At 58.4% G+C, this 21,823-nt stretch carries 23 protein-coding genes; 19 read left to right on the top strand and 4 right to left on the bottom strand.

Annotation, left to right across the window (positions count from 1 at the left end; translation table 11 throughout):
• The first annotated feature begins 54 nt into the window (after nucleotides 1–54).
• From dsrB to ACZ46D_RS01595, 3 genes are all read left to right on the top strand, one after another.
• Nucleotides 55–1,185 (top strand): dissimilatory-type sulfite reductase subunit beta, encoded by a 1,131-nt coding sequence (gene dsrB, locus ACZ46D_RS01585; RefSeq protein ID WP_464928288.1) that lies wholly within the window; start codon nucleotides 55–57, stop codon nucleotides 1,183–1,185.
• Between the two features lie 117 nt (nucleotides 1,186–1,302).
• Nucleotides 1,303–1,536, top strand: a complete 234-nt coding sequence (locus ACZ46D_RS01590) for a dissimilatory sulfite reductase D family protein (RefSeq protein ID WP_464928289.1) — start codon at nucleotides 1,303–1,305, stop codon at nucleotides 1,534–1,536.
• Between the two features lie 98 nt (nucleotides 1,537–1,634).
• Nucleotides 1,635–2,219 carry a YkgJ family cysteine cluster protein gene (locus tag ACZ46D_RS01595; RefSeq protein WP_464928290.1) on the top strand — a complete coding sequence of 195 codons (585 nt, stop codon included), beginning with the start codon at nucleotides 1,635–1,637 and terminating at the stop codon, nucleotides 2,217–2,219.
• A 33-nt stretch (nucleotides 2,220–2,252) separates the two neighbouring features.
• On the opposite strand, the gene ACZ46D_RS01600 is transcribed toward ACZ46D_RS01595, so the two are convergent.
• The 3 genes from ACZ46D_RS01600 to ACZ46D_RS01610 are packed head-to-tail and all read right to left on the bottom strand — an operon-like array spanning nucleotide 2,253 to nucleotide 4,592.
• Complete coding sequence (locus tag ACZ46D_RS01600) at nucleotides 2,253–2,825, bottom strand: tetratricopeptide repeat protein (RefSeq protein ID WP_464928291.1); 573 nt, start codon at nucleotides 2,823–2,825, stop codon at nucleotides 2,253–2,255.
• Nucleotides 2,818–3,966 carry a DVU0298 family protein gene (locus tag ACZ46D_RS01605; protein WP_464928292.1) on the bottom strand — a complete coding sequence of 383 codons (1,149 nt, stop codon included), beginning with the start codon at nucleotides 3,964–3,966 and terminating at the stop codon, nucleotides 2,818–2,820. Before ACZ46D_RS01605 ends, ACZ46D_RS01600 begins: the two co-directional genes overlap by 8 nt.
• 2 nt (nucleotides 3,967–3,968) lie before the next feature.
• Nucleotides 3,969–4,592 carry a tetratricopeptide repeat protein gene (locus tag ACZ46D_RS01610; protein ID WP_464928293.1) on the bottom strand — a complete coding sequence of 208 codons (624 nt, stop codon included), beginning with the start codon at nucleotides 4,590–4,592 and terminating at the stop codon, nucleotides 3,969–3,971.
• A 259-nt stretch (nucleotides 4,593–4,851) separates the two neighbouring features.
• Here ACZ46D_RS01610 and ACZ46D_RS01615 point away from each other — a divergent pair, with 259 nt between their 5' ends.
• Together ACZ46D_RS01615 and ACZ46D_RS01620 are read left to right on the top strand one after the other, a co-directional pair.
• Complete coding sequence (locus tag ACZ46D_RS01615) at nucleotides 4,852–6,318, top strand: cobyrinate a,c-diamide synthase (protein ID WP_464928294.1); 1,467 nt, start codon at nucleotides 4,852–4,854, stop codon at nucleotides 6,316–6,318.
• 93 nt (nucleotides 6,319–6,411) lie between these two features.
• Nucleotides 6,412–6,903: a DUF3617 domain-containing protein gene (locus ACZ46D_RS01620; protein ID WP_464928295.1), complete on the top strand. Its 492-nt coding sequence runs from the start codon at nucleotides 6,412–6,414 to the stop codon at nucleotides 6,901–6,903.
• Between the two features lie 69 nt (nucleotides 6,904–6,972).
• Here the strand turns inward: ACZ46D_RS01620 and ACZ46D_RS01625 are convergent, their stop codons facing one another.
• Nucleotides 6,973–7,335, bottom strand: coding sequence for a hypothetical protein (locus ACZ46D_RS01625; RefSeq protein ID WP_464928296.1), 363 nt, complete (start codon nucleotides 7,333–7,335; stop codon nucleotides 6,973–6,975).
• 295 nt (nucleotides 7,336–7,630) lie between these two features.
• Here ACZ46D_RS01625 and ACZ46D_RS01630 point away from each other — a divergent pair, with 295 nt between their 5' ends.
• From ACZ46D_RS01630 to ACZ46D_RS01695, 14 genes are all read left to right on the top strand, one after another.
• Nucleotides 7,631–7,816 carry an ATP-binding protein gene (locus tag ACZ46D_RS01630; protein WP_307631742.1) on the top strand — a complete coding sequence of 62 codons (186 nt, stop codon included), beginning with the start codon at nucleotides 7,631–7,633 and terminating at the stop codon, nucleotides 7,814–7,816.
• A gap of 126 nt (nucleotides 7,817–7,942) precedes the next feature.
• Entirely contained in the window at nucleotides 7,943–8,374 is a 432-nt protein-coding gene (locus tag ACZ46D_RS01635) for a hypothetical protein (protein ID WP_464928297.1), read from the top strand.
• Between the two features lie 103 nt (nucleotides 8,375–8,477).
• On the top strand, nucleotides 8,478–9,608 hold the full coding sequence (gene alr, locus ACZ46D_RS01640; RefSeq protein WP_464928298.1) for an alanine racemase: 1,131 nt from the start codon (nucleotides 8,478–8,480) through the stop codon (nucleotides 9,606–9,608).
• Nucleotides 9,609–9,635: 27 nt separating this feature from the next.
• The gene (gene argS, locus ACZ46D_RS01645) at nucleotides 9,636–11,294 is read left to right on the top strand and encodes an arginine--tRNA ligase (protein WP_464928299.1); all 1,659 of its coding nucleotides are present in this window, start codon (nucleotides 9,636–9,638) and stop codon (nucleotides 11,292–11,294) included.
• 96 nt (nucleotides 11,295–11,390) lie between these two features.
• Nucleotides 11,391–11,984 carry an SPOR domain-containing protein gene (locus tag ACZ46D_RS01650; protein WP_464928300.1) on the top strand — a complete coding sequence of 198 codons (594 nt, stop codon included), beginning with the start codon at nucleotides 11,391–11,393 and terminating at the stop codon, nucleotides 11,982–11,984.
• Nucleotides 11,985–12,200: 216 nt separating this feature from the next.
• Complete coding sequence (locus ACZ46D_RS01655) at nucleotides 12,201–12,689, top strand: N-acetyltransferase (RefSeq protein WP_464928301.1); 489 nt, start codon at nucleotides 12,201–12,203, stop codon at nucleotides 12,687–12,689.
• A gap of 156 nt (nucleotides 12,690–12,845) precedes the next feature.
• Nucleotides 12,846–15,395 (top strand): preprotein translocase subunit SecA, encoded by a 2,550-nt coding sequence (secA, locus tag ACZ46D_RS01660; protein WP_464928302.1) that lies wholly within the window; start codon nucleotides 12,846–12,848, stop codon nucleotides 15,393–15,395.
• A 1-nt stretch (nucleotide 15,396) separates the two neighbouring features.
• The gene (gene argJ, locus ACZ46D_RS01665; RefSeq protein ID WP_464928303.1) at nucleotides 15,397–16,596 is read left to right on the top strand and encodes a bifunctional glutamate N-acetyltransferase/amino-acid acetyltransferase ArgJ; all 1,200 of its coding nucleotides are present in this window, start codon (nucleotides 15,397–15,399) and stop codon (nucleotides 16,594–16,596) included.
• 65 nt (nucleotides 16,597–16,661) lie between these two features.
• A complete protein-coding gene (locus ACZ46D_RS01670; protein WP_464928304.1) occupies nucleotides 16,662–17,777 on the top strand; it encodes a sensor histidine kinase in 1,116 nt (371 codons plus the stop codon).
• Between the two features lie 16 nt (nucleotides 17,778–17,793).
• Nucleotides 17,794–19,137, top strand: coding sequence for a sigma-54-dependent transcriptional regulator (locus tag ACZ46D_RS01675; RefSeq protein ID WP_464928305.1), 1,344 nt, complete (start codon nucleotides 17,794–17,796; stop codon nucleotides 19,135–19,137).
• Between the two features lie 334 nt (nucleotides 19,138–19,471).
• Nucleotides 19,472–19,696: a hypothetical protein gene (locus tag ACZ46D_RS01680; protein ID WP_464928306.1), complete on the top strand. Its 225-nt coding sequence runs from the start codon at nucleotides 19,472–19,474 to the stop codon at nucleotides 19,694–19,696.
• Between the two features lie 15 nt (nucleotides 19,697–19,711).
• Nucleotides 19,712–20,176, top strand: a complete 465-nt coding sequence (locus tag ACZ46D_RS01685; protein ID WP_464928307.1) for a Fe-S-containing protein — start codon at nucleotides 19,712–19,714, stop codon at nucleotides 20,174–20,176.
• Between the two features lie 15 nt (nucleotides 20,177–20,191).
• On the top strand, nucleotides 20,192–20,632 hold the full coding sequence (locus ACZ46D_RS01690) for a hypothetical protein (protein ID WP_464928308.1): 441 nt from the start codon (nucleotides 20,192–20,194) through the stop codon (nucleotides 20,630–20,632).
• Nucleotides 20,633–20,661: 29 nt separating this feature from the next.
• A complete protein-coding gene (locus ACZ46D_RS01695) occupies nucleotides 20,662–21,819 on the top strand; it encodes an ABC transporter permease (protein WP_464928309.1) in 1,158 nt (385 codons plus the stop codon).
• Nucleotides 21,820–21,823 lie beyond the last annotated feature (4 nt).

Consider the following 21,823-nt stretch of genomic DNA (forward strand, 5'->3'; position numbering starts at 1 on the left):
TTGTTTGATACTACATTGAACTTATCTGATTTCACGATATAAGGAGGAATTATCATGGGTTACGATCCAGCGAATCCGATGGCCGACAGAATCACAGACATCGGTCCGCCACATTACGAGCAGTTTTTTCCGCCGGTGGTTAAAAAGAACTACGGCAAATGGCTGTACCACGAGATCATTCAGCCCGGCGTTTTGATGCACAAGGGCGAGAGCGGCGACGAGTGCTACACCGTCCGCGTTGGTGCAGCCCGTCTCATCAGTATCGAATTGATCCGTGAAATGTGTGACGTTGCGGATAAGCATTGTGATGGTTATATCCGTTGGACCACCCGGAACAACGTTGAGTTCATGGTGGATTCCAAGGCTAAGGTTCAGCCCCTGCTGGACGATCTGAAGAGCCGCGGCAACCGTTTCCCGGTTGGTGGTACTGGCGCATCTGTCAGCAACTGCGTGCACACCCAGGGTTGGGTTCACTGCCATACTCCGGCTACCGACGCTTCCGGCGTGGTTAAGGCGGTTATGGATGAGCTGTTCGACTACTTCGTCAGCCACAAGCTGCCGGCTCAGGTTCGTGTTGCTTTGGCTTGCTGCCTGAACATGTGCGGCGCGGTTCATGCTTCCGATATCGCCATCCTCGGCGTACATCGTAAACCGCCGATGATCGACCACGATGCGATCAGCGGCCTCTGCGAGCTGCCCCTGGCTATCTCCGCCTGTCCTCTGGGCGCGGTTAAGCCTGCGACGGCGAAGAACAGCAAGGGTGAGGACGTCAAGTCCGTTAAGGTAAACGCCGAGCGCTGCATGTTCTGCGGTAACTGCTACACCATGTGTCCGGCCATGCCTTTGGCTGATCCGGATGGTGACGGTATCGCGATCCTGGTTGGCGGCAAGGTTTCCAACTCCAGGTCCATGCCGATGTTCTCCAAGCTGGTTATTCCCTTCCTGCCCAACACTCCGCCCCGTTGGCCGGAGACCGTTGCCGCAGTGAAGAACATCCTTGAGACCTACGCCAAGGACGCCCGCAAATACGAGCGTGTTGGCGAGTGGGCAGCACGGATCGGCTGGGAGAAATTCTTCGAAAAGACCGGTATCCCCTTCACCATCAAGTCCGTTGACGATTATCGTCTGGCCTATGATACCTGGAGAACTACCACCCAGTTCAAGTTCACCAGCCACATCAAGTAAGGTGAACGGTCTTCACTAGAATCAGGGTCAGTAGTTCCTTTGTTCTGCGAACTACTGACCTTGTTCTTTTGATTGTTGATGTGCTTGCGTAAAACCTTATTGAAAGGAGTAAGTACCATGGCATTAAGCAAAGAGGAGTTGAAAGCAGCTATTCTTGAAAAAGCGCTGAATGGCCCCAAGGCCCAGCTCTATGTAAAGGATTTTTATGCCTGTGATCCGGAAGCCGGTCCCCGTGATGTGAAGAACGCGGCCAACGATCTGGTAAAGGAAGGCAAGATGGACTTCTGGTCCAGCGGCAGCACCACCATGTACGCAGCAAAAGGCCGGGCCAAAGACGAAGAACATCGTTAGTCTTTGTTTTTCAGCTGATATATGAAAAATGCAGAGGATTTCCTCTGCATTTTTTTTTGTGATGTTCCTGCTGGCTTTTTTGAGAGAGGAGGCTGGTCATGCTCAATGATTTGGACACGCTCTTTGTCGCCATTGATCAGGCATTCGAGGCCGTGCGTCAGGCGCATCCCGAGGCGATCACCTGCGGCAAGGGGTGTGCGGACTGCTGTCAGGCTGTTTTTGATGTGTCCCTTGTTGAGGCGGTCAATCTTCAGGCCCATTTGCAGCGGTTGGACCCCACGGTGCGGGAAGCGATAGCTGTTGCGGCGCAAGAGGCCCGGCAGGCCTGGGAGCAGATCATGACTTCGGGGCTTGATCCCTCCGTGGCCCGAATCAGGTGTCCGCTTCTTGATGGGCAAGGGCTCTGTCTCTGCTATGAGGCACGCCCGGTAAACTGCCGGACTTACGGGATTCCCACGGTAATTGACGGCAAGGGACATGTCTGCGGCTTTTCCGGATTCGAGCCGGGAAAATCCTACCCTACGGTCAATCTTGCCTCCCTGCAGCGGGTACTCCATAACCTTTCCGTCCAAATGGCAGGGGAAGAAAAGGGGGCAAACCGCTGGCCCATCGCCGCGGTGATTCTTGAGCCGGCACTTTTCCGCCCGTTTGCCGACAGCCTCATCGCTACGGGAAAAAAATAGGATTTCAGCCGTGGAGAAATCTCTCCGCGTGTTTCAGCCCTTCTCGGTCTCCGCAGCTTTTTGCAGGAATTGCTCCGCATGGCGGCTGTGTTTGAAGCTCGTGTGGATCGCCGCTATTGTCCGGTAGGCATCCGCCGCCTTGCCTTTTTCCCCCTTGGCCAGATAGAGTTCCGCCAAAATTTCCAGGGTATCCACCGAGCCCTGGGGATTGCGCAGGGCGCCGTATTCATCAAGGACCTCGTTATACAACCGGATGGCCTGGTCATAATCCTTGGCATCGTACATGAGCTTGGCCTTTTTCTTTTCGATGGAAAAAAGGCTGAAGCGATCCGTGTGCTTCTGGCAGATGGCGTAGACCCGGTCGTAATGGCTCATGGCCGTTGCCACATCGCCACGGGCCGCGCAGATATCGCCCAGTTTGTCCGCTGCATTGGCAATACCGTTTTCATTGCCTTCGAGCTCAAAGGCAATGAGGGCATTGTGAAAGGCATTGGCTGCCTGGGCCGGTTCGAGGTTTTTGAGAAATTCCTGGCCTGCCTCGTAGTCGAGTTGGGCTTGGCTTTTTTCTTCCTTCACTTCCTGTTCCTGCTTGTGCTGTTCAGTCATTTTTGGGCTCTTTTGCTCTGTGCAGCCGGGCCAGTGCTTCCTTGGCAAGTTCCGCCACGGTGGTATGCACGGGTTGTCCCTGCTCATAAATGGTTAATTCGGCTTGGTCGCCGGTCAGTTTTTCAATCTCGCTTTCCACCTCGGTGGCGGTAATCCGTCCCATAAGCCGGACTGCGTGCCCTCTGGTGATTGCCTCGGGGTGGCTGACAAAGGGAAAGAGGCTGTAAAAGGGGGTGGCGCGGACCAGGTCCGGCCGTTTTTCTGCCAGCGTCCCCAAGGCCCACAGCACCTGCACCCTGGTGGAGGGAACCCCCCGGTGCATGAGCAGGTGTCTGGCAAAGGCGCCGAAGATGTCGGGACGCGCCGCGATGATGGAACCGATGGATTCCAGCAGCCCCCAGTGGGCGGCAGCGGAATCGGAACAGGCCTCGTACAGCCGGTGCAGCAGATCACTCACCGCCCCGGGTTTCCGGGTGGAGAGCCGCCGACAGACCTGACCTAGGACATGGGCGCATTGCCAGCGTTTGCCCTCGTCCGGGTCGTAGAGCAGCCGCTGGATGAAACGCAGGGTCTTGAGATCGTCAAAGGCCAGGTCAACTAGGCCGTCGATGTCCTGATCCGCCACCAGTTGGGTGACTACTCCCTTGTCGGCCCGCTTCTTTTTGCGTTTCGGGTCGCGGGCCGGTTCCATGGGGGGGAGGTCGCTTGCCGGATCTTCCTGGCACAGGGCGCTGTCCTTGGCATTCTTGTCCGTGTGCAGCCGGTTGGCAAGGGTGGCCAGTTCCCGGTTGAGCCGGACAAAATAGAGAACACCCGAGACTTTGCGGCCATCGACATTCTTGGTTTCGAAGACCTGATGGGTCTGTTCGTCGTAATTGTCGATCCGGCCGGTGAGGTAATCCTCGTCGGGAAGCAATTCCCAGGCCAGATCCCAGTTGTCGTCGCAGGCATGGACGATGGCCTCGACCATGGCTGCCCCCACATTGAAGCCGGTGGGGTCGCAGGTGTATGTCGCGCCGCACTGGCATTCGCCCACGGTGAATTCGTCGAGCTTCCGCTGCACCGGTTCTTTGGGGCGGCCCACATCCTGGCCGCAGAACGGGCACCAGGGCCGGAGTTTTATCTGTGCGTCTTTTGCCATGATTACAGCTCGTTCTCGATGGCCTCAACAAGGCGCTGGTCAACCGCATAGCCGAGCTCCTTCGCCTTGGCCAGCGACTTTTTGGCCGCCTGGAAATCATTGTTGTAATAGAGGGCTACCGCGAGATTGTTGTGGGCCATGGGGATGTCCGGTTCAAGCTTTACCGCTTCCTTGGCGGCCTTGACCGCAAGATCGAAATTGCCGGCCATGACCTGGGCCGAGGCCAGATTGATCCAGGCCATGTGCATCTTCGGATCGTTCATCGTGGCCATGGTGTAGGCCGCGATGGCCTTGTCGGTCTCGCCTTTCTGTTGCCAGATGAGACCGATGTTGTTGTGGGGCTGGGCCAGGGCCGGATTGACCTGCACCGCTGCCTGGTTTGCGGCCAGTGCCTTGTCCAGCTCGCCCTGCTCAAAATGCATGGCCCCGATGTTGATCAGGGCCTCCACGGCCTGGGGGTCGATCTCCAGGCATCTTTCCAGGGAGCGCATGGCATCGGCGGTTCTGCCGGCCTTGCGGTAGACCAGGGCCAGATGGTGGTGGGCCACGATATTGTCCGGGAGTTCAATGCATTTTTGTTCCAGCTCTTGAATGATCTTGTTCAGGTCTTCCGGTTGGGCAGACATGGGGAGTCCTCATCTTCAAAATGGTTGAAAATCATAAATCCGCTTTGTAATCTCGCGAGAAAAGCAGATGGCGTTTCAGAAATAAGGCCTGGCGCGGCAAGCACCGGCAAACAGCCAAAGTGGGATATATATAAGCACGGCCGTTGCGGTGTGCAAGGTGGCCAAGGTACCATATGGCGAAAACTTCGTCAAAATCTTTGCCGGGCTCACCTCTTGCCGCAGGCTGGTGGCCGCAACCGCTTGACAGCGGAGAGACCAGATGGTTTCCTGTGCGCGGGATGATCATATTGTGGATTTACTGGAGATGATGACTACGGGAGGGAAGGGCTTGGTCGCAGAACAAGGATATTCAGCAAAAGGGTTGGTGGTGGCCGGATTGGGGGGCGGCTCTGGGAAAAGCGTGATCGCCGTCGGCCTGGCCGCCGCCTTTGCCGGACAGGGGCGGCGGGTCGTGCCTTTCAAAAAGGGGCCGGACTACATTGACGCCGGCTGGCTGGCCCTGGCTGCCGGCTATCCCTGCTACAATCTCGATCCCTACCTCATGACCCCGGAAGCGCTCGGCCATTCTTTCCGCACCCATGTGCATGGGCGGGAGCTGGTCATCATTGAGGGCAATCGCGGCCTCTATGACGGGGTTGATGCCCAGGGAACCTTCAGCACGGCCGAGCTTGCCAAGACCTTGGGTCTGCCGGTGCTGCTGGTGGTTGACTGCACCAAGACCACCCGTACCGTGGCGGCCCTGGTGTTGGGCTGCCAGCGCTTTGATCCGGAGGTGAAAATCGGCGGGGTGATTTTAAACCGGGTGGGCACAGCCCGGCATGAGGCCCTAGTCCGGCAGGCGGTGGAGCAGTATACCGGTATTCCGGTCCTGGGGGCCATGCCCCGCTCCAAGGAGGATGCCTTTCCCCAGCGGCATCTCGGGATTACCCCCTGCCCGGAGCATGCGGGAGCCGAGGCAGCGGTGCAGGGCTTGGCCGGAAAGGCGGCGCGCTATCTGGATCTTGCCGGGATAGAAAAGATGATGGCCCCCTGCGCCGGCGAAGCGGAAGTGCCGCGCCCGGAGCGGCAAGAGACAGACGAGCCGGTGCGGATCGGCATCCTCAAGGATGCGGCCTTTCAGTTTTACTATGCGGAAAACCTGGAAGCCCTGGTCTGGTGCGGTGCCCAACTGGTGGAGATCAATGCCCTGACCGCCACGGAGTTGCCGGAGCTCGATGGCCTCTATATCGGGGGGGGGTTTCCGGAAACCAGCGCCGGTGCGCTTTCCGCCAATACCTCCTTTCGGGCTTCCCTGAAAAAAGCAGCCGAAGCAGGGTTGCCCATTTACGCGGAGTGTGGCGGCTTGATCTATCTTGGCGAAAGCATGGTGCTGGGTGACGAGGTCTTCCCCCTGGTGGGCCTTTTTCCGGTGCGGTTCGGCCTGCAGAAAAAGCCCCAGGCCCACGGCTATACCGTACTCAAGGTCGAGGGGCGAAATCCCTATTATCCCGAAGGGACCGAGATCAAGGGGCACGAATTTCGCTACAGCCGGGTGGAGGAGTGGGGCGGCGAGACTGGTCAGCTTGCCCTGCGGATGGAGCGCGGGGTGGGGTTTGTTGGGGGCCGCGATGGTCTGGTGTTCAAGAACGTGCTGGCGCTGTACACCCATATTCATGCCCTGGGCACAACCTCCTGGGCTCCGGCCCTGGTGGCCAGGGCGCGGGGATATCGGGCAGGGCAGGGCTGAGGCCGGTGCCCTGTGTTGACCGCACGTTGATCACGGTCATGCTGGAGATGTCCAGTCGCCGGTGAAATTTTTGTAAAAAAAGGAGGGGTGCAGATGCAACAGGGAATGCGGGCGGTTGTTTTGGGAGTGGCGGCGGTTTTGGTCCTGGCGGGGGCGGCAGGCGCTGCGGAGAGTATCCGCGAAGGCAAATGGGAGTTCACTTCCGAGATGCAGATGGAAGGAATGCCGCAGATGCCCGCCCTGCCTCCGGGAGTGACGCTGCCGCCGGGAATATCGCTTTCCACCCGGGGGAATACCATGCGCTCGACAATGGTGAAATGTATCACCAAGGATGATCTGGTCCCTGCCTCTGACCAGAAAACAGACAACAAGTGCAAAACAACCAAAATGGAGCGCAAGGGCAACACGATCAACTGGAGCACCGTCTGCACGGACAAAGAGATGAAAATGACCGGGGACGGGGTCGCCACCTACACCGGCGAGGTCATGGACAGCGCAATGACCATGACAGCCCAGGGCCAGGGGCAAGCCATGAAACAGGTGGTGAAGACCAAGGGGAAATATCTCGGAGTCTGCAGCAAATAACCTGTGCCAGCCACCGTGGGGCTGGGGGGGCGTGGCGATCTTCAGCCGGTCAGCGGCAAGAGCCCCGACTCAGTGACTGGTGTAACTGCCGAGAACCTTGGCTTCGATCTTCATACGGGTGGCGCCGTCAGGCATGGGTTCCTGCCAGTGGATGAACTGGGTCACCACCCTGGCAAAGGCGCCGTTGTCTTTTTTGCACGCCTCGCAGATGCTCTCGGCATCATCCCGGTAGATGATTACCTTGCTGGCTGGTTCTCCCTTGCAGTCAACCGCCGCCATCTTCCGGCAGCCGCATTCCAGCCGGATAACCGCCACGCCGATCCCGTCGGGACTTCCTTCCAGGATGCCGGCAATCATGGCCTCTTCATTTTTTTGCGCTTTGAGTTCCGGGCTTGGCGTGGTCTTTTTTTTGCTTTTTGGTTTGCTGCTCATAACAATGGGCCTTTTGGGGACAGTTTGAGAATCATACAGGTAAAACGCCTGCAAAAAACAACGGCTGGTATCCTAAAAGATCGGAGCAAGCTGGTCAACCTCAATTGTCTTTTTCCCTCGTGCGGTCCCTGATTGTGACGGGGCTTCTTTTTTATTGACAAAAAAATGCCTGTGCATTAGAGGGAAAGGGAAATTTATCTCTTTTTCCGGAAGCAATGGGCTCGATATTCTGCCCCGTATTGTGGCAGTGCGATCTTGTTTATCAATTTTTTAAACCTTATATGGAGGAAGTACTATGTGGCAGATTGACATTGATAAGGACAAATGTGCCGGTGATGCAGAGTGCGTAAACGCTTGCCCCGCGCAGGTGTATGAAATGGTTGACGGCAAGGCCGAAGCAGTGAATGCCGACGAATGCCTTGGCTGTGAGACCTGTGTAGAGGTTTGCCCCGAGGGTGCAATCACCGTCACCGAGGTGTAATGTAAAATTTGTAGCGCATTTGCTGAAGTGTGTAGGCCTATTCCCACGATTGGGGATAGGCCTATTTATTTGCGGGCGACGGACGGCGGGGTTCTGTATGGTGTGGCAGACTCTAAGGGGGAAAGGATGAGCTGGTTGACGCGGTTGAAGCCGGGGGCGAGTGTCAGCACCAATCTCTTGGTTGCCGCCCTGATGTGGAGCTTCGTCGGCCTGTACCTGATGGTGCGGGGCTATCTCCTGCCCCCGGCTCCGTCCTGGTTGTTTCTGGTGCTGGGACTCGGGCTTGGCACCCTGAAAGCGTTTTTAGTTATCGAGCGAGCGGCCCGGAAGAATATCGCCCGGATTGTCGCGCGCCCGGATGGCATGTGTCTTGGCGGCGTCTACTCCTGGGGGATGTGGGCGATGGTCGTCTGCATGATGCTCGGTGGTCGTCTGCTGCGCAATTCCTCCGTGCCTCCCTTGGTGGTCGGTGTTATATATGTTGCTGTCGGCTGGGCGCTGCTGTTGTCGAGCAGGCTCATCTGGCAGGAGTGGAGCGCGCGGAAGGCTGGCAGATAGCCGTTCATCCAAAACGAACAAAACAGCGTCTTCCACCTCAAAATGTAAACGTTTCCCCTGAAAGAACGGGTTGTCTGGTATGGGAACACCTTCCTGGAATAGAGTGGAGATTGATCGTGCCGCCCTGCGCCATAATTTTCGGCAGGTGCGACAACTGATCGGCCCGGCAGTGGATATTTTGGCAGTGGTCAAGGCCGATGCCTATGGGCATGGCCTTGTCCCGGCGGCCCAGGCCTTTGCCGAGGCAGGAGCCAAATCCTTCGGCGTGGCCGAGGTCGAAGAGGGCGTGCTGCTGCGTCAGGCCGGCATAACCGGACAGATCGTGGTCATGCTCGGCGTAGACCAACAGGGGGCGGCGGAGGCGGTGGCCCATGATCTCACCCCGGTGGTCTATACCCTGGAAACCCTGGAGGCTCTTGCCGCGCAGGCGGCAAAGAGTGGTTGCCGGAAAGGGGTGCAGCTCAAGGTCGATGTCGGCATGGGGCGCCTCGGCCTTTTGCCCCACGAACTTGAGCCGTTTCTTGCCGCCTTGCACCGGTTTCCCAGTCTCTATCTCGCCGGGATCGCCAGCCATTTCCCCAAGGCCGATGTGGAAGGCGACGCTGCTACGGAAGAGCAGTTTGCCCGGTTCCAGGAGCTGTTGACCCGGGTGCAGGACACAGGCGAGGGGCGGATCAGCCATATCGCCAATTCAGCCACCCTGTTGCGTTATCCCCAGATGCGCTGCGATCTGGTGCGCCCGGGGATTTCGCTGTATGGCTGTTATCCGGCGGATTGGCTGCACCGGGCTTCCGCTCTGGACTTGCGGCCGGTCATGCGTTTTAGCACCACGGTGCTGCAGGTCAAGGAGGTTCCCGCAGGGCAGGGGATCAGCTATGGCCACCGATATGTGACCAAGCACCCCACCAGGCTGGCGGTTCTGCCGGTGGGCTACGATGACGGCTATCTGCGGCGTATGGCTGGCAAGGCCGAGGTGCTCCTTGCCGGGCAGCGGGCTTCGGTCCGTGGTATGATCTGCATGAATGCCTGCATGGCCGATGTGACCGAGATCCCCGGGGTCAAGGCCGGAGATGAAGCGGTGCTGCTTGGGTGTCAAGGGGCGGGGGAGATCAGGGCCGAGGAGATCGCCCGCTGGTCCGACACCATCAACTATGAGATTCTTTGTCTTTTCGGCTCCTGCAACCGGCAGGTGTATTGTGACAGTGAAGAGTCCGTAATACAGCCGGTTTGCTAAAAAAATATTTTCTGGATTAGAAACGCGATGATCAAAACACGCCTGAAGACATTGATAGACCACTGCTTCACCCAGGGAGTCGAGGCCGGATTTTGGTCCGTTGCCGCGGCGGGGGCTTATTCCCTGGACGAACCCAAGCATGCGGGCCAGGGCGATCTGGCCACCAATCTGGCCATGGTGGTGGCAGGCAAGGACCAGAAAAATCCCCGGGCCGTTGCCGCGCAGCTGCTGGAGATGCTTGTCCCCCATACCGATCTGCTGGAGAGGGTGGAGATCGCCGGGCCGGGCTTTGTCAATTGCTACATCAATAGGTCCGTCTGGCAATCCGTGCTGCCCGAGGTCTGCGGCCAGGACGCAGCCTTTGGCCTCAGCAAGATCGGGCAGGACAAGAAGGTGCTGGTCGAGTTTGTCAGCGCCAACCCCACCGGCCCTTTGAGCGTCGGGCACGGACGGCAGGCGGTTTTAGGCGACGCCATCGCCAGCCTGCTTTCCGCCACCGGCCATCAGGTCACCCGGGAGTACTATTACAACGATGCCGGCCGGCAGATGCGGGTGCTGGGCGAATCCACCCGGGCCCGGTATCTGGAAGCGCTGGGGTTGCCCTTCACCTTTCCGGAAGACGGCTATCAGGGCCAGTACATCCGGGATATCGCCCAAGCGCTCATCGAGGAGCACGGCGACTCCCTCAAGGACGAGCCCGAAGTCACGGTGTTTAAGAACAAGGCCGAGCAGGTCATCTTTGCCGACATCAACGGGACCCTGCACCGGCTGGGCATTGTTTTTGACAACTACTACAACGAACATTCCCTCTATGAAAACGGCCTGGTCGATGATGTGGTTGCCTCCCTGCGGGAAAAGGGGCTGGCCTACGACCAGGACGGAGCGGTGTGGTTCAAGGGCACCGAGTGTGGCCTGCCCCAGGACCGGGTGATCATCAAGTCCACCGGCGAGCCCACCTACCGGCTGCCGGACATGGCCTACCACCGGGAGAAATTCCGGCGCGGCTTCGACTGGATGGTCGACATTTTCGGCTCCGACCATATCGCCACGGTGCCGGATGTGCTGGCCGGGGTCAAGGCGTTGGGCTATGACCCGACCAAGGTGACTGTGGTCTTGCACCAGTTCGTCACCCTGTTGCGCGATGGGCAGCAGGTGAAGATGTCCACCCGCAAGGCCAATTTCGTGACGGTGGACGAGTTGCTCGATGAGGTTGGCCCGGACGTGGCTCGCTTCTTTTTCCTCATGCGCAAGGCGGACAGCCAGCTGGAGTTTGATCTGGATCTGGCCACCAAGACCAGCCAGGAAAACCCGGTCTACTATGTCCAGTACGCCCATGCCCGGTTGCACAGCATCCGCAGGCAGGCCGAGGTCAAGGGCATCACCCTGGGGAGCTTGGCGGAGGCGCCGCTCGGTAGACTCACCGAGGATGACGAGACCCAGCTGCTCAAGGCCATGGCCGGATTTCCCGCCCTGGTGGAGGGCGCGGCCCTTGATCTCGCCCCGCATCGGTTGGTTTTTTATCTCCAGGATGTTGCCGCACAGTTCCATAGCTACTACAATAAGCACCGGATCGTTTCCGAGGATGAGGAATTGAGCCGGGCCCGGCTCTGGCTGGCCATGGGCATAAGGGTTGTTTTGCGCAATGGTCTTGCCCTGATTGGGGTGAGCGCTCCGGAATCCATGTAGGGCCTGGGGCATGTCCTGTTAACGATGTGACCGTTTACCTAAAGATCAGCATGAGGAGGCGTTGCCCGGTGTTGCCTGGCAACGGATGATCCGCTTATGAGCGCACCGAAGCAGAAAGCCAGATTTGGATTTGTTGTCCGTTTTGAGCTGGGGTTGTTGGGGATGTTCACCCTGACCGTGGTCACCGGCTGCCTCTTTTTCTGGATGTTCATTATCGGCATCTGGGCGGGGCAGACTATCCTCCAGCCGAACCCGGGCGAGGAAAAATCTTCGCTGGCAAAACTTGCCGGGGTGTTGCAGCCGGGAAAGCCTGCCGCTGTTGAGCCCAGCGCCTCCTCGCCGGAGCAAAAGAAAAATATGACGGCGGATGTGGGAGAGCAGCCGGCATCCGCCCCGGCTGCCGAGGCCGAAACGGAATGGGCCGAGGCCGAGCCTTCTGTTTTTGCCCTGCAGGTTTCCGCGGTTAAGGATCAGGAGCGGGCGCAGCAGGAGGTGGCCCAGTGGCGTGGCCGGGGTTATGATGCTTTTTCCGTGCAGCCAGAGGACAAGGACGACCCGTTTATCCGGGTCTATGTGGGCAAGTTTGATAAGCTGGCCGAGGCCAATCAGCTCATCGCCAAGCTGGAAAAAGAGGAAAAGGTCAAAGCCTATATCGCTCTTTTGCCTGCTTCCCGGCTCCAGGCCCAGTAGCAGGGTTTTTTTCGTAACCGGCCCTAAATCTTTTTCTTTGCAGGCAGTTATGGTAGAACGAACAGGTTCCGTCCGGTCGAGCGGGCCGAAAAATGTGAGAGACCGCCATGATTGTTGAAATCGCAAAAAAAAACGCGATTACAACGGTTATTGTGCTGTACCTGTTGATTGTTTTTGCGGACCTTTGGCCGCTTTCCTTTTTTGGTGAGACTGTTCATGATTCGTGATGCCAGAATGGACGATGTGAAGGTGATGTATGCCCTGTTGCAGCATTTTGCCAACAAGGGTCAGCTCCTTGGCCGTTCCTTGAGTTCCCTCTATGATCAGCTGCGGGATTTTAAGGTTTTTGTCAAGGACGGGGCGGATGATTCCGCAGCCGGACCGATTCTTGGAATCTGCGCCCTGCATGTCTGCTGGGAAAACCTGGCGGAGATCCGTTCCCTGGCGGTGGTGGAAGAAGCTCAGGGCCAGGGGCTTGGCCGACAGTTGGTCGAGGCTTGTTTGGCCGAGGCCGATCGTTTCGGTATTACCAGGGTCTTTACCCTGACCTATCAGCCCGTTTTTTTTCAGCGGCTCGGGTTCAGGCCCATCGATAAGAACGAGCTCCCCCACAAGGTGTGGAGTGATTGTATTCAATGTCCTAAATTCCCGGATTGCAACGAAGAAGCCTTGGTCTGGGAAAAAAACGCCGTGGCGACACAATAGTACCGGCAACGGGATACGCCAAAACGGCATAATGAGCCGTAACGAACCGGGGCCAAGAAGGCAAAGATTGTTTCGTAACGGCTCCTAAAACAATGATGATCGCGCCGGGGTGTGCCTTGCGGCATGCCGGCGGCGTTGACCTCCTGGAGTGGAAATATGGTCGGTTCTGTTTTGAAAAAGATTTTTGGCAGCAAGAACGAACGGGTTCTCAAGTCCATCCAACCGCTGGTGGAGGCGATCAACCAGTTGGAGCCCGAGATTCAGAAGCTCGATGACGCTTCGTTGGTGGCCAAGACCGGGATCTTTAAGGAGCGGCTCGCTGCCGGAGCAACCCTGGACAGTCTGTTGCCCGAGGCCTTTGCCGTCTGTCGGGAGGCAGGCAAGCGGGTTCTGGAAATGCGCCATTTCGACGTGCAGCTCATCGGCGGCATCATTCTCCATCAGGGCAAGATCGCCGAGATGAAAACCGGCGAGGGAAAGACCCTGGCCGCCACGCTGGCCGTCTATCTCAACGCCCTCACCGGTCGCGGTGTGCACGTGGTTACGGTCAACGATTACCTGGCCCGGCGCGATGCGGAATGGATGGGCAAGCTCTACCGGTTTCTCGGTCTTTCCGTCGGCTCCATCCTGCATGACATGGACGACGCGGCCCGCCGGGAGGCCTACGCCAGCGATATTACCTACGGAACCAACAACGAGTTCGGTTTTGATTATCTGCGCGACAACATGAAATTCGACGTTGCCGAGTTCTGTCAGCGCGATTTCCACTATGCCATTGTCGACGAGGTGGACTCCATCCTGATCGATGAGGCCCGAACCCCCCTGATCATCTCCGGGCCTGCCGAGATGTCCACCGAACTCTATGAGCGGGCGGATCGGATCATCCCCAACTTCAAGGTCGATGAGCATTACACTCTGGATGAAAAGGCGCGGTCGGTTTCGCTCACCGAGGAGGGGGTGGCCCTGGGCGAAAAGCTCGTCGGGGTGGACAACCTCTACGACCCCCGGAATATCGAGTGGCTGCATCACCTGAACCAGGCCTTGAAGGCCAATGTGCTCTTCAAGCGGGATGTGGATTATCTGGTGCGCAACGGTCAGGTGGTGATCGTGGACGAGTTCACGGGCCGGGCCATGGAGGGGCGCCGTTTCAGCGATGGCCTGCACCAGGCCCTGGAGGCCAAGGAGCGGGTTAAGGTGGAGCGGGAGAATCAAACCCTGGCCTCCATCACCTTCCAGAATTACTTTCGGATGTATGAAAAGCTCGGCGGCATGACCGGCACTGCGGATACCGAGGCGGCGGAGTTCAAGAAGATCTACAACCTCGACGTGGTGGTCATTCCCACCCACAACAACATGATCCGTAAGGATTATGCCGATGTGATCTATAAAAACGCCAAGGCCAAGGATCGCGCCATTATCCGGGAGATCCAGGAGCTGCACAAAAAAGGCCAGCCCGTGCTGGTGGGCACCATCAGCATCGATGTTTCCGAGAAGATTTCGGCCATGCTGAAAAAAGAAGGAGTGCCCCACGCGGTGCTCAATGCCAAGCAGCATGAGAAAGAGGCCGAGATTGTCGCCGATGCCGGACAGAAGGGCAAGGTGACCATCGCCACCAACATGGCGGGCCGTGGCACCGACATCAAGCTGGGCGAAGGGGTGGTTGAGCTGGGCGGTCTGCACATTCTGGGCACCAGCCGCCATGAGAGCCGGCGGATCGACAACCAGCTCCGTGGTCGGTCCGGTCGCCAGGGCGATCCCGGCTCCTCCCGTTTTTATCTCTCCCTGGAAGACGATCTGCTGCGGATCTTCGGCTCCGACCGCATCTCCGGCATCATGGACAAGCTGGGCATGGAAGAGGACGAGCCCATCGAGCACACCATGATCAGCCGGGCCATCGAAAACGCCCAGCGCAAGGTGGAGGGGCATAACTTCGATATCCGCAAACACCTGCTTGAGTACGACGATGTGATGAACAAGCAGCGCGAAGTGATCTACCGGCAGCGCCGCGAGGTGTTGGGCTCGGATGATGTTCATGAGGTCGTGACCGATATGTTTCCGGAAATGGCCGGGATGGTGGCGCAAGAATTTGCTGAGACGAGGATCGCCTCGGAAGAGTGGGATTGGGCAGGGGTTTCCGAAAGGATGTTTGCCCTGTTCGGGTTTTCCGGGGAGTGGAGCGAGGCGGAGAAAAAGGATCTCGATCTTGGGGCCTTTACCGACCTGATCCTCACCGCGCTGAATGAGCGCTATGCCCAGCGGGAGCAGGAGGTTGGCGCTGCCAATATGCGTCATCTGGAACGGATTGTCCTGCTGCAGATCGTGGACCATCACTGGAAAGAGCACTTGCTCAACATGGATCACCTCAAGGAAGGTATCAGCCTCCGGGGTTATGGGCAGAAGAATCCCCTGGATGAGTACAAGAAGGAAGGGTTCAACATGTTCGGCGAGATGATCGGCACCATGAAGACCCAGACCGTCAGTACCCTGTTCCGCCTCCAATTGGTGCGGGACGAGGAGGTGGCCGAGTTGGAGCGCGAACAGCGGGAGAAGCGGCAGCCCATGGAGTTGAGTCGTGGCGCCGAGGGGGAGGACGAGCATAAGCCTTTTTCCCGCGAGGGAGACAAGGTAGGGCGTAACGCCGACTGCCCTTGCGGCAGCGGGCAGAAATACAAACGGTGCTGCGGCAAGAGCAACGGGAAGAAGTGAGATGGCTACAGAAAACTTTTTGGTCCAGGGCTTTAGGGCTGCGGCGGTAAACTCCGGAATCCGGGGCAAGGATCGGCTCGATCTTGCCCTGATCGTCAGCGACAAGCCCGCCGTGGTGGCCGGGGTGTTCACCACCAGCCTGGTCAAGGCGGCGCCGGTACTTCTGGATATGGAACGGTGCAAAACCGGCAAGGCCCAGGCCATTTTGGTCAATTCCGGCATCGCCAATGCCTGCACCGGCGAGGAAGGTATGCGTCTGGCCCGGATGACCACGGCCATGGCGGCCGATGCCTTGAATATCGCCCCGGAGTTGGTGCAGGTTTGCTCCACCGGTGTCATCGGCCAGCAGCTGGAGCTGGCCTGTTTTCAGCGGGGGATCCCCAAGGTGGCTCAGATTCTTGCCGCCGAAGGTCTTGCTGATGTAGCCCAGGCCATCATGACCACCGACACCGTGCGGAAGATCGCTGTGCGCACCGCCCTCATCGACGGCAAGCCGGTCAAGCTCCTTGGCATGGCCAAGGGCGCCGGCATGATCATGCCCAACATGGCCACCATGCTTGGCTTTATCCTCACCGATGCGAAAATCGAGCACGATCTGCTCCAGAGTATCTTGCGAAAGGTCGCGGCAAAAACCTTCAACGCTATAACCGTGGACGGCGATACCAGCACCAACGATACGGTGCTGGTTATGGCCAACGGCCTGGCGGTACACCCGCCCATTGCCGAGGATCGGCCCGAGGCGCTCGCGGCTTTTTCCGCCGCCCTGGAAGACCTGTGCAAGGAACTGGCCCTGATGATTATTAGGGACGGGGAAGGCGCGACCAAGCTGGTGACCATACGGGTTCAGGGCGCGGCCTCGGAGGCGCAAGCCGATCAGGCAGCCCGGACCGTGGCCAATTCCAATCTGGTCAAGACCGCCTTCTTTGGCGAGGATGCCAACTGGGGCAGGATCATCGCCGCCCTGGGGCGCTCCGGCGCTCAGTTTGATCAGCACCAGGTGGATATCGCCTTTGATGACGTGCTCATGGTGCAGCACGGCCTGGGCCAAGGCGCCGAGGTGGAGGGCCGTGCCACTGCGGTGCTGAAAAAACCGGAGTTTGTGGTCACCATCGACCTGCATGTCGGCGAGGGGCGCAAGGACATATATACCTGTGATTTTTCTTTGGATTACGTGAAGATCAACGCGGATTACCGGTCTTAGGGCGACAGCCTTTTTCTGCCCCTTGTTGCCCCTGGCTCAGTCACGAATTCTCCGGCGGAGGCGGCATGCGTAAAATCCTTTTCTCGGCCTTGCTCCTCGCTGTCGTAGCCATCGGTCTGCTCCATCTCTTTACCCCCGGCGATCTGCATTTCTATCACAACACCTACCGGCGGCTCAGTTATTTCCCCATCGTCTTGGGCGGCCTCTGGTTCGGCGTGGCCGGTGGCCTGGGCATTGCCGTGCTTTCCTCCATTGCTTTTATTCCCCATGTCCTCCTCTATGTTGGTCACGGGACGCAGGCTGTAAGCGAGTTGATGGAGATCGTCCTGTATCTGGCTGCGGGTCTGTTGGTCGGGGTGATTTCCGGGCGGCAGACCCGTCTGCGCGAACGCTACCAGCAGTTGTCCGAGAAACTGCAAGCCTCCTATGTCCGGCTCCATGAGGAAACCGCCCAGCTCATCGAGGCAGAGACCCGGCTGGCCGCGGCGCAGAAATTCTCCGCCTTGGGCAAGCTGTCCGCTTCCCTGGCCCATGAAATAAAAAACCCCCTCGCTTCCATCAAGGGCACGGCGGAAATCCTCCGCGATGAATTTCCCAGGGATCATCCCAAGCGGGAGTTCGTGGATATCCTTTTCAAGGAAACCGGTAGGTTGCACGACACGGTGGAGGAAATCCTCCATTACTCCAAGGGGCGGCCCCAGGAACGGGACGAGGCCACGGAGCCGCTGGCAGCGGTGGCTCACCATGTTGGCGCGCTGCTGGAAAGGCAGCTGCGGGAAAAACAGGTGCGTCTTGTCCTGCCGGCAAATGATGAGGCCCAGCATCTGCTGGTGGAGGGCGCCAAGTTCTCCCAGGTTCTCTTGAATCTCTGTCTCAACGCCTTGGATGCGGTTCGGCCTGGCGGCCGGATCTGGCTTTCGGCCGAAAACGCTGGGGATGGCGGCTGGCGGATATCTGTTTGCGACGATGGGGTGGGGGTGCCGGAGGCGGAGAAGGAGCGAATCTTTGAGCCGTTTTATTCCGGCAAGAGCGATGGCACCGGTCTTGGTCTGCTGATCAGCAGGAAAATCGTGGAGAGCTACGGCGGCAGCCTTCGGGCCACGGATCGTCCGGGAGGCGGGGCCTGTTTCGAGATTCTCCTTCCCGCCAAAAACGGTGTCAGCCTTGGTCAAGCAGGATAAGGGCAAAGGCGATTTGATGAAACCCCGAATACTTCTGATTGATGATGATGCAAGCCTGCGGCGGGTTACGGAGTACAACCTGAGTAGCGCCGGCTTTACTGTGCTTGGCGCAGCCTCGGGCCGGGAGGGGCTGGCGCTTTTTCATAAGCACAGCCCGGATCTGGTGATCACCGATGTGCAGCTTGGCGATCTGGACGGCTTGCAAATCCTGGCGGCGGTGAAAAAGGAGTCGCCCTTTACCCCGGTGCTGGTCATTACGGCCTTCGGCTCCATCGAGCTGGCGGTCAAGGCCATGCAGGAAGGGGCGTTCACCTTTCTGGCCAAGCCCTTTGACCGGGAGGCTCTGCGGCTTTCCTGCCGGAAAGCCCTGGAGATGCGGGAGCTGCACGAGCAGAAACAGCAGTTGAGCGGCGAGGTCAACCGGCTTACGGGCACCGAGGGCATGGAAACCGCCAACTCGGCCATGGCCGAGTTGCTCGACACGGCAAGGCGGGCGGCCAACAGCGAGGCCACCGTGCTGATTGCCGGAGAATCCGGCACCGGTAAGGAAGTGTTGGCCAGGCTCATCCACCAGCACAGCCCCAGGGCGCAAGGGCCCATGGTGGCGGTGAACTGTGCTGCCATCCCGGAAAACCTTCTGGAAAGCGAACTCTTCGGCCATGTCAAAGGCGCCTTCACCGGGGCGGTGAGCAGCCGCAAGGGGAGGTTTCAGTCCGCGGCCGGCGGCACCTTGTTTCTCGACGAGATCGGCGAGCTGCGGCTGGATCTGCAGGCCAAGCTGCTCCGCGCCATTCAGGAGCGGGTGGTGGCGCCGGTCGGCGCGGACCAGCCGGAAGCGGTGGATGTCCGTCTGATTGCCGCTTCCAACCGGGATCTCTACGCAGCCATCGGCCAGGGGACCTTTCGCGAGGATCTCTACTACCGGCTGGGGGTAATTCTTCTGCATCTCCCGCCCCTGCGGGAAAGGCGGGAGGATATCCCGGGTCTGGTTGCCCATTTTCTTCTGAAGCTGGGCGCTCCCGCCGGGGTGCGTTTTTCCGCCGGGGCCTTGGCCAGGCTCAAGGCGCACCCCTGGCCCGGCAATATCCGCGAGCTGCAAAATATTGTCGAGCGGGCGGTTATCCTGCGCAAGGGATTGCTCATCGAGGCGGAGGAACTCCAGCTTACTGCCGCACCCCAGCCGACAACCACAAACGGGCTTCCGGAAATCCCAGATGAAGGGATCTCCCTGGAGGCAGTCGAGCAGGGGCTGATTAAAAAGGCCATGCTCAAAGCCAACGGTAATCGCTCCGAGGCTGCCCGCCTGCTCAAGATTCCGCGTCATGTCCTGATCTATCGCCTGGAAAAATTCAAAATCTGAGTAACTGTTCGGCAGCACCACATCTGCTTCGCAGTCTCGCTGCACTCGCTTAGCTGTCATCACCCAGCTCATGTGCAATAGCACACTTCGCTGGCCTCTTCCGTGCTTCTGCGGCAGCAGCGAAGCGGCGCTGCCGAACAGTTACTTAGTTTCTTCATCCGGTGGAGAATATTCTCCATGCGTCTTAGCGAATATTCTCTATAGTCCAGTTGTTTTCTCAGCCTTCTTTTTTTTCTCCATCTTGCAACATGCTGTCATGAAAGGGGTTGCAGCCATTTGTGTTCGGGTGGCATGGCGCTTGCTTGATGGAGCATAAGGCGGGCGGAATACAAGGATGGATGCAAAAAACGGAAACATGATGCGATACATTTGGGGATCATTGGTGCTGATTGGTATTCTGACATTGATTGTGTGGGGGGTCAACAAGGGTCCTTCTTTTGTCGAGGATCCAACGGCATGGGCCTGTCTGAGGTGCGATCAGAATGCCTGCCCGGCAACAACGGCATCCTGGCGGGAACTTTTCATGAAAATGTTTGGCAGTAATGCCCCTGAAAAATAAACAAGGAGAATCGTGGTGAAAAAAACATCTGTAGTAGTTGCAGCGGTGGCGATGTCTATGATGCTCGTCGGCACGGCCATGGCCGGTTTCTGGGGGGACAAGGTGGTGGCCCTTACTCCGGCAAAGGGCCGACTGGAAATTCCGCTGGCTTCCGTCAGTGACGGCAAGGCCCACCATTTTAAGGTGCAGGCCACCGATGGAGTGATGGTGACGTTCTTTGTAATTAAAAGCAGCGATGGTGTCATCCGCTCGGCCATGGACGCCTGCGACGTTTGCTATCGGGCAGGCAAGGGCTATGAGCAGAGCGGCGATGAGATGGTCTGTCAAAATTGCGGCATGCGGTTTCCTTCGGCCAAGATCAACGAGGTGAAAGGCGGCTGTAATCCGGCTCCTCTGACCAGGGTAATTGAAGGCGACAAGCTGGTGATCGCCATGGCCGATATCGACCAGAACAGTTGGTATTGCAAATTCAAAAAGTAAGGAGCAACACCACGGATGGTTTACGATCTTGAAAAATACCGGAAAAAACGGGAGCGGGTTCTGGGGGTGAGGAAAAGGGGGTTGGGATTCGGCCGCGTGGTGACTCTTGTTGCCATCGCCATTCTCCTTGGCCTGGGGTTGGTCGTTATCCCCAGGTCCATCGCCTTTCTGCAAAACCGCCAGCTTGAGGACGCCATTTACAAATTGTCCGGGGAGCGGTCCGGGTCGGAGCAGGCGCTGGCGGAACTTAAAAAGCAGGAGGGAGTGCGCGATGTGGTGGTGGACGGTCATGGCTCGCGGGTTGTCGTTACTTACAACAAGGGGGTGCTTGATACGGCAAGGATTTCCGCCTTTCTCCTGAAACAGGGCGCGCAGGCGGTGCTTCTCAATGAAGTGGGCCACAGCCAGCGGATGCATACCATGAAAAAGGAGGCTGCGGCGACCGGAGGCCAGTAGCCCGACCGGCCTGCGCGGGAAAAAAACAGATGAAGCTCTATCATATCTCTTGTAACAACCTCATGCGCCGCAAGGGCAAGGTGATCTTTCTCGTGCTCGGTCTGATGCTCGGGATCGCCACCATTGTTACCCTGTTGTCCATCACGGAAAGTATGACCCGCGATATTGAAGACAGGCTGGACCGGTTTGGCGCCAACATCGTCATGGTGCCCAAAAGCGAGAATCTTGCCCTGAGCTATGGCGGCATCACCGTGGGCGGCGTGAACTATGCGGTGAAGGAGTTTGCCGAAAAAGATATCGCCGGGATTCGGGAGATTGAAAACCGTGAGAATCTTGGGGCGGTGGCCCCCAAGGTGCTTGGCGCGGCCCAGGTCATGGGTCAGCAGGTGCTCTTGATGGGGGTTGATTTTGCGGTGGAGCTGCCGCTGAAAACCTGGTGGCATCTGGAGGGACCCGCGCCTGCGGCCTCGGATGAGCTGATCGTCGGGGCCGAGGCTGCCACGACCCTGGATCTTGCCGTCGGCAACACCGTGCCCCTTGGCCGCCGGACTTTTAGGGTGGCCGCAATTCTTGAATCCACCGGGGCTGCGGAAGACGGCATGATCATCGGTGATCTCCATGCCGTGCAGGAGGTGCTGGGGAAAAAGGGCGTTATTTCCCTGGTGGAGATCGCGGCCTTCTGCCGGGATTGTCCGATCACCGAGATGGTCTTGCAGATTGCTGAAAAATTTCCCGGCGCCAAGGTCACGGCGCTCAAGCAGGCGGTGATGGCCAAGATGCAGTCCGTCGAGTTGTTCAAGGCCTTCAGCTACGGCATTGCCGGGCTGGTGATCTTCATCGGCTCGCTTCTGGTTTTTGTCACCATGATGGGGGCGGTGAACGAACGGACCCGCGAGATCGGCATCTTTCGGGCCATCGGTTTTCGGCGGGGCCATGTCATGCAGATCATTCTCCTGGAGGCCATAGTGGTCGGGTTTCTTGGCGGCTTTCTTGGTTTTGTCAGCGGCAATCTCATCGCCTGGGCGGTGCTGCCCCTGGTCATCCCCAACGGAACCTTTGCCGGGGTGAATCTCTCCCTCGGCGCCCTTGCCATTCTGCTTTCCATTTCCCTCAGCCTGCTGGCCAGCCTCTATCCGGCCAGGAAGGGCAGCAGTCTTGACCCCAGCGAAGCGCTGCGGGCCCTGTAAGGAG

It is taken from the genome of Thiovibrio sp. Mzg5, from assembly GCF_055379285.1.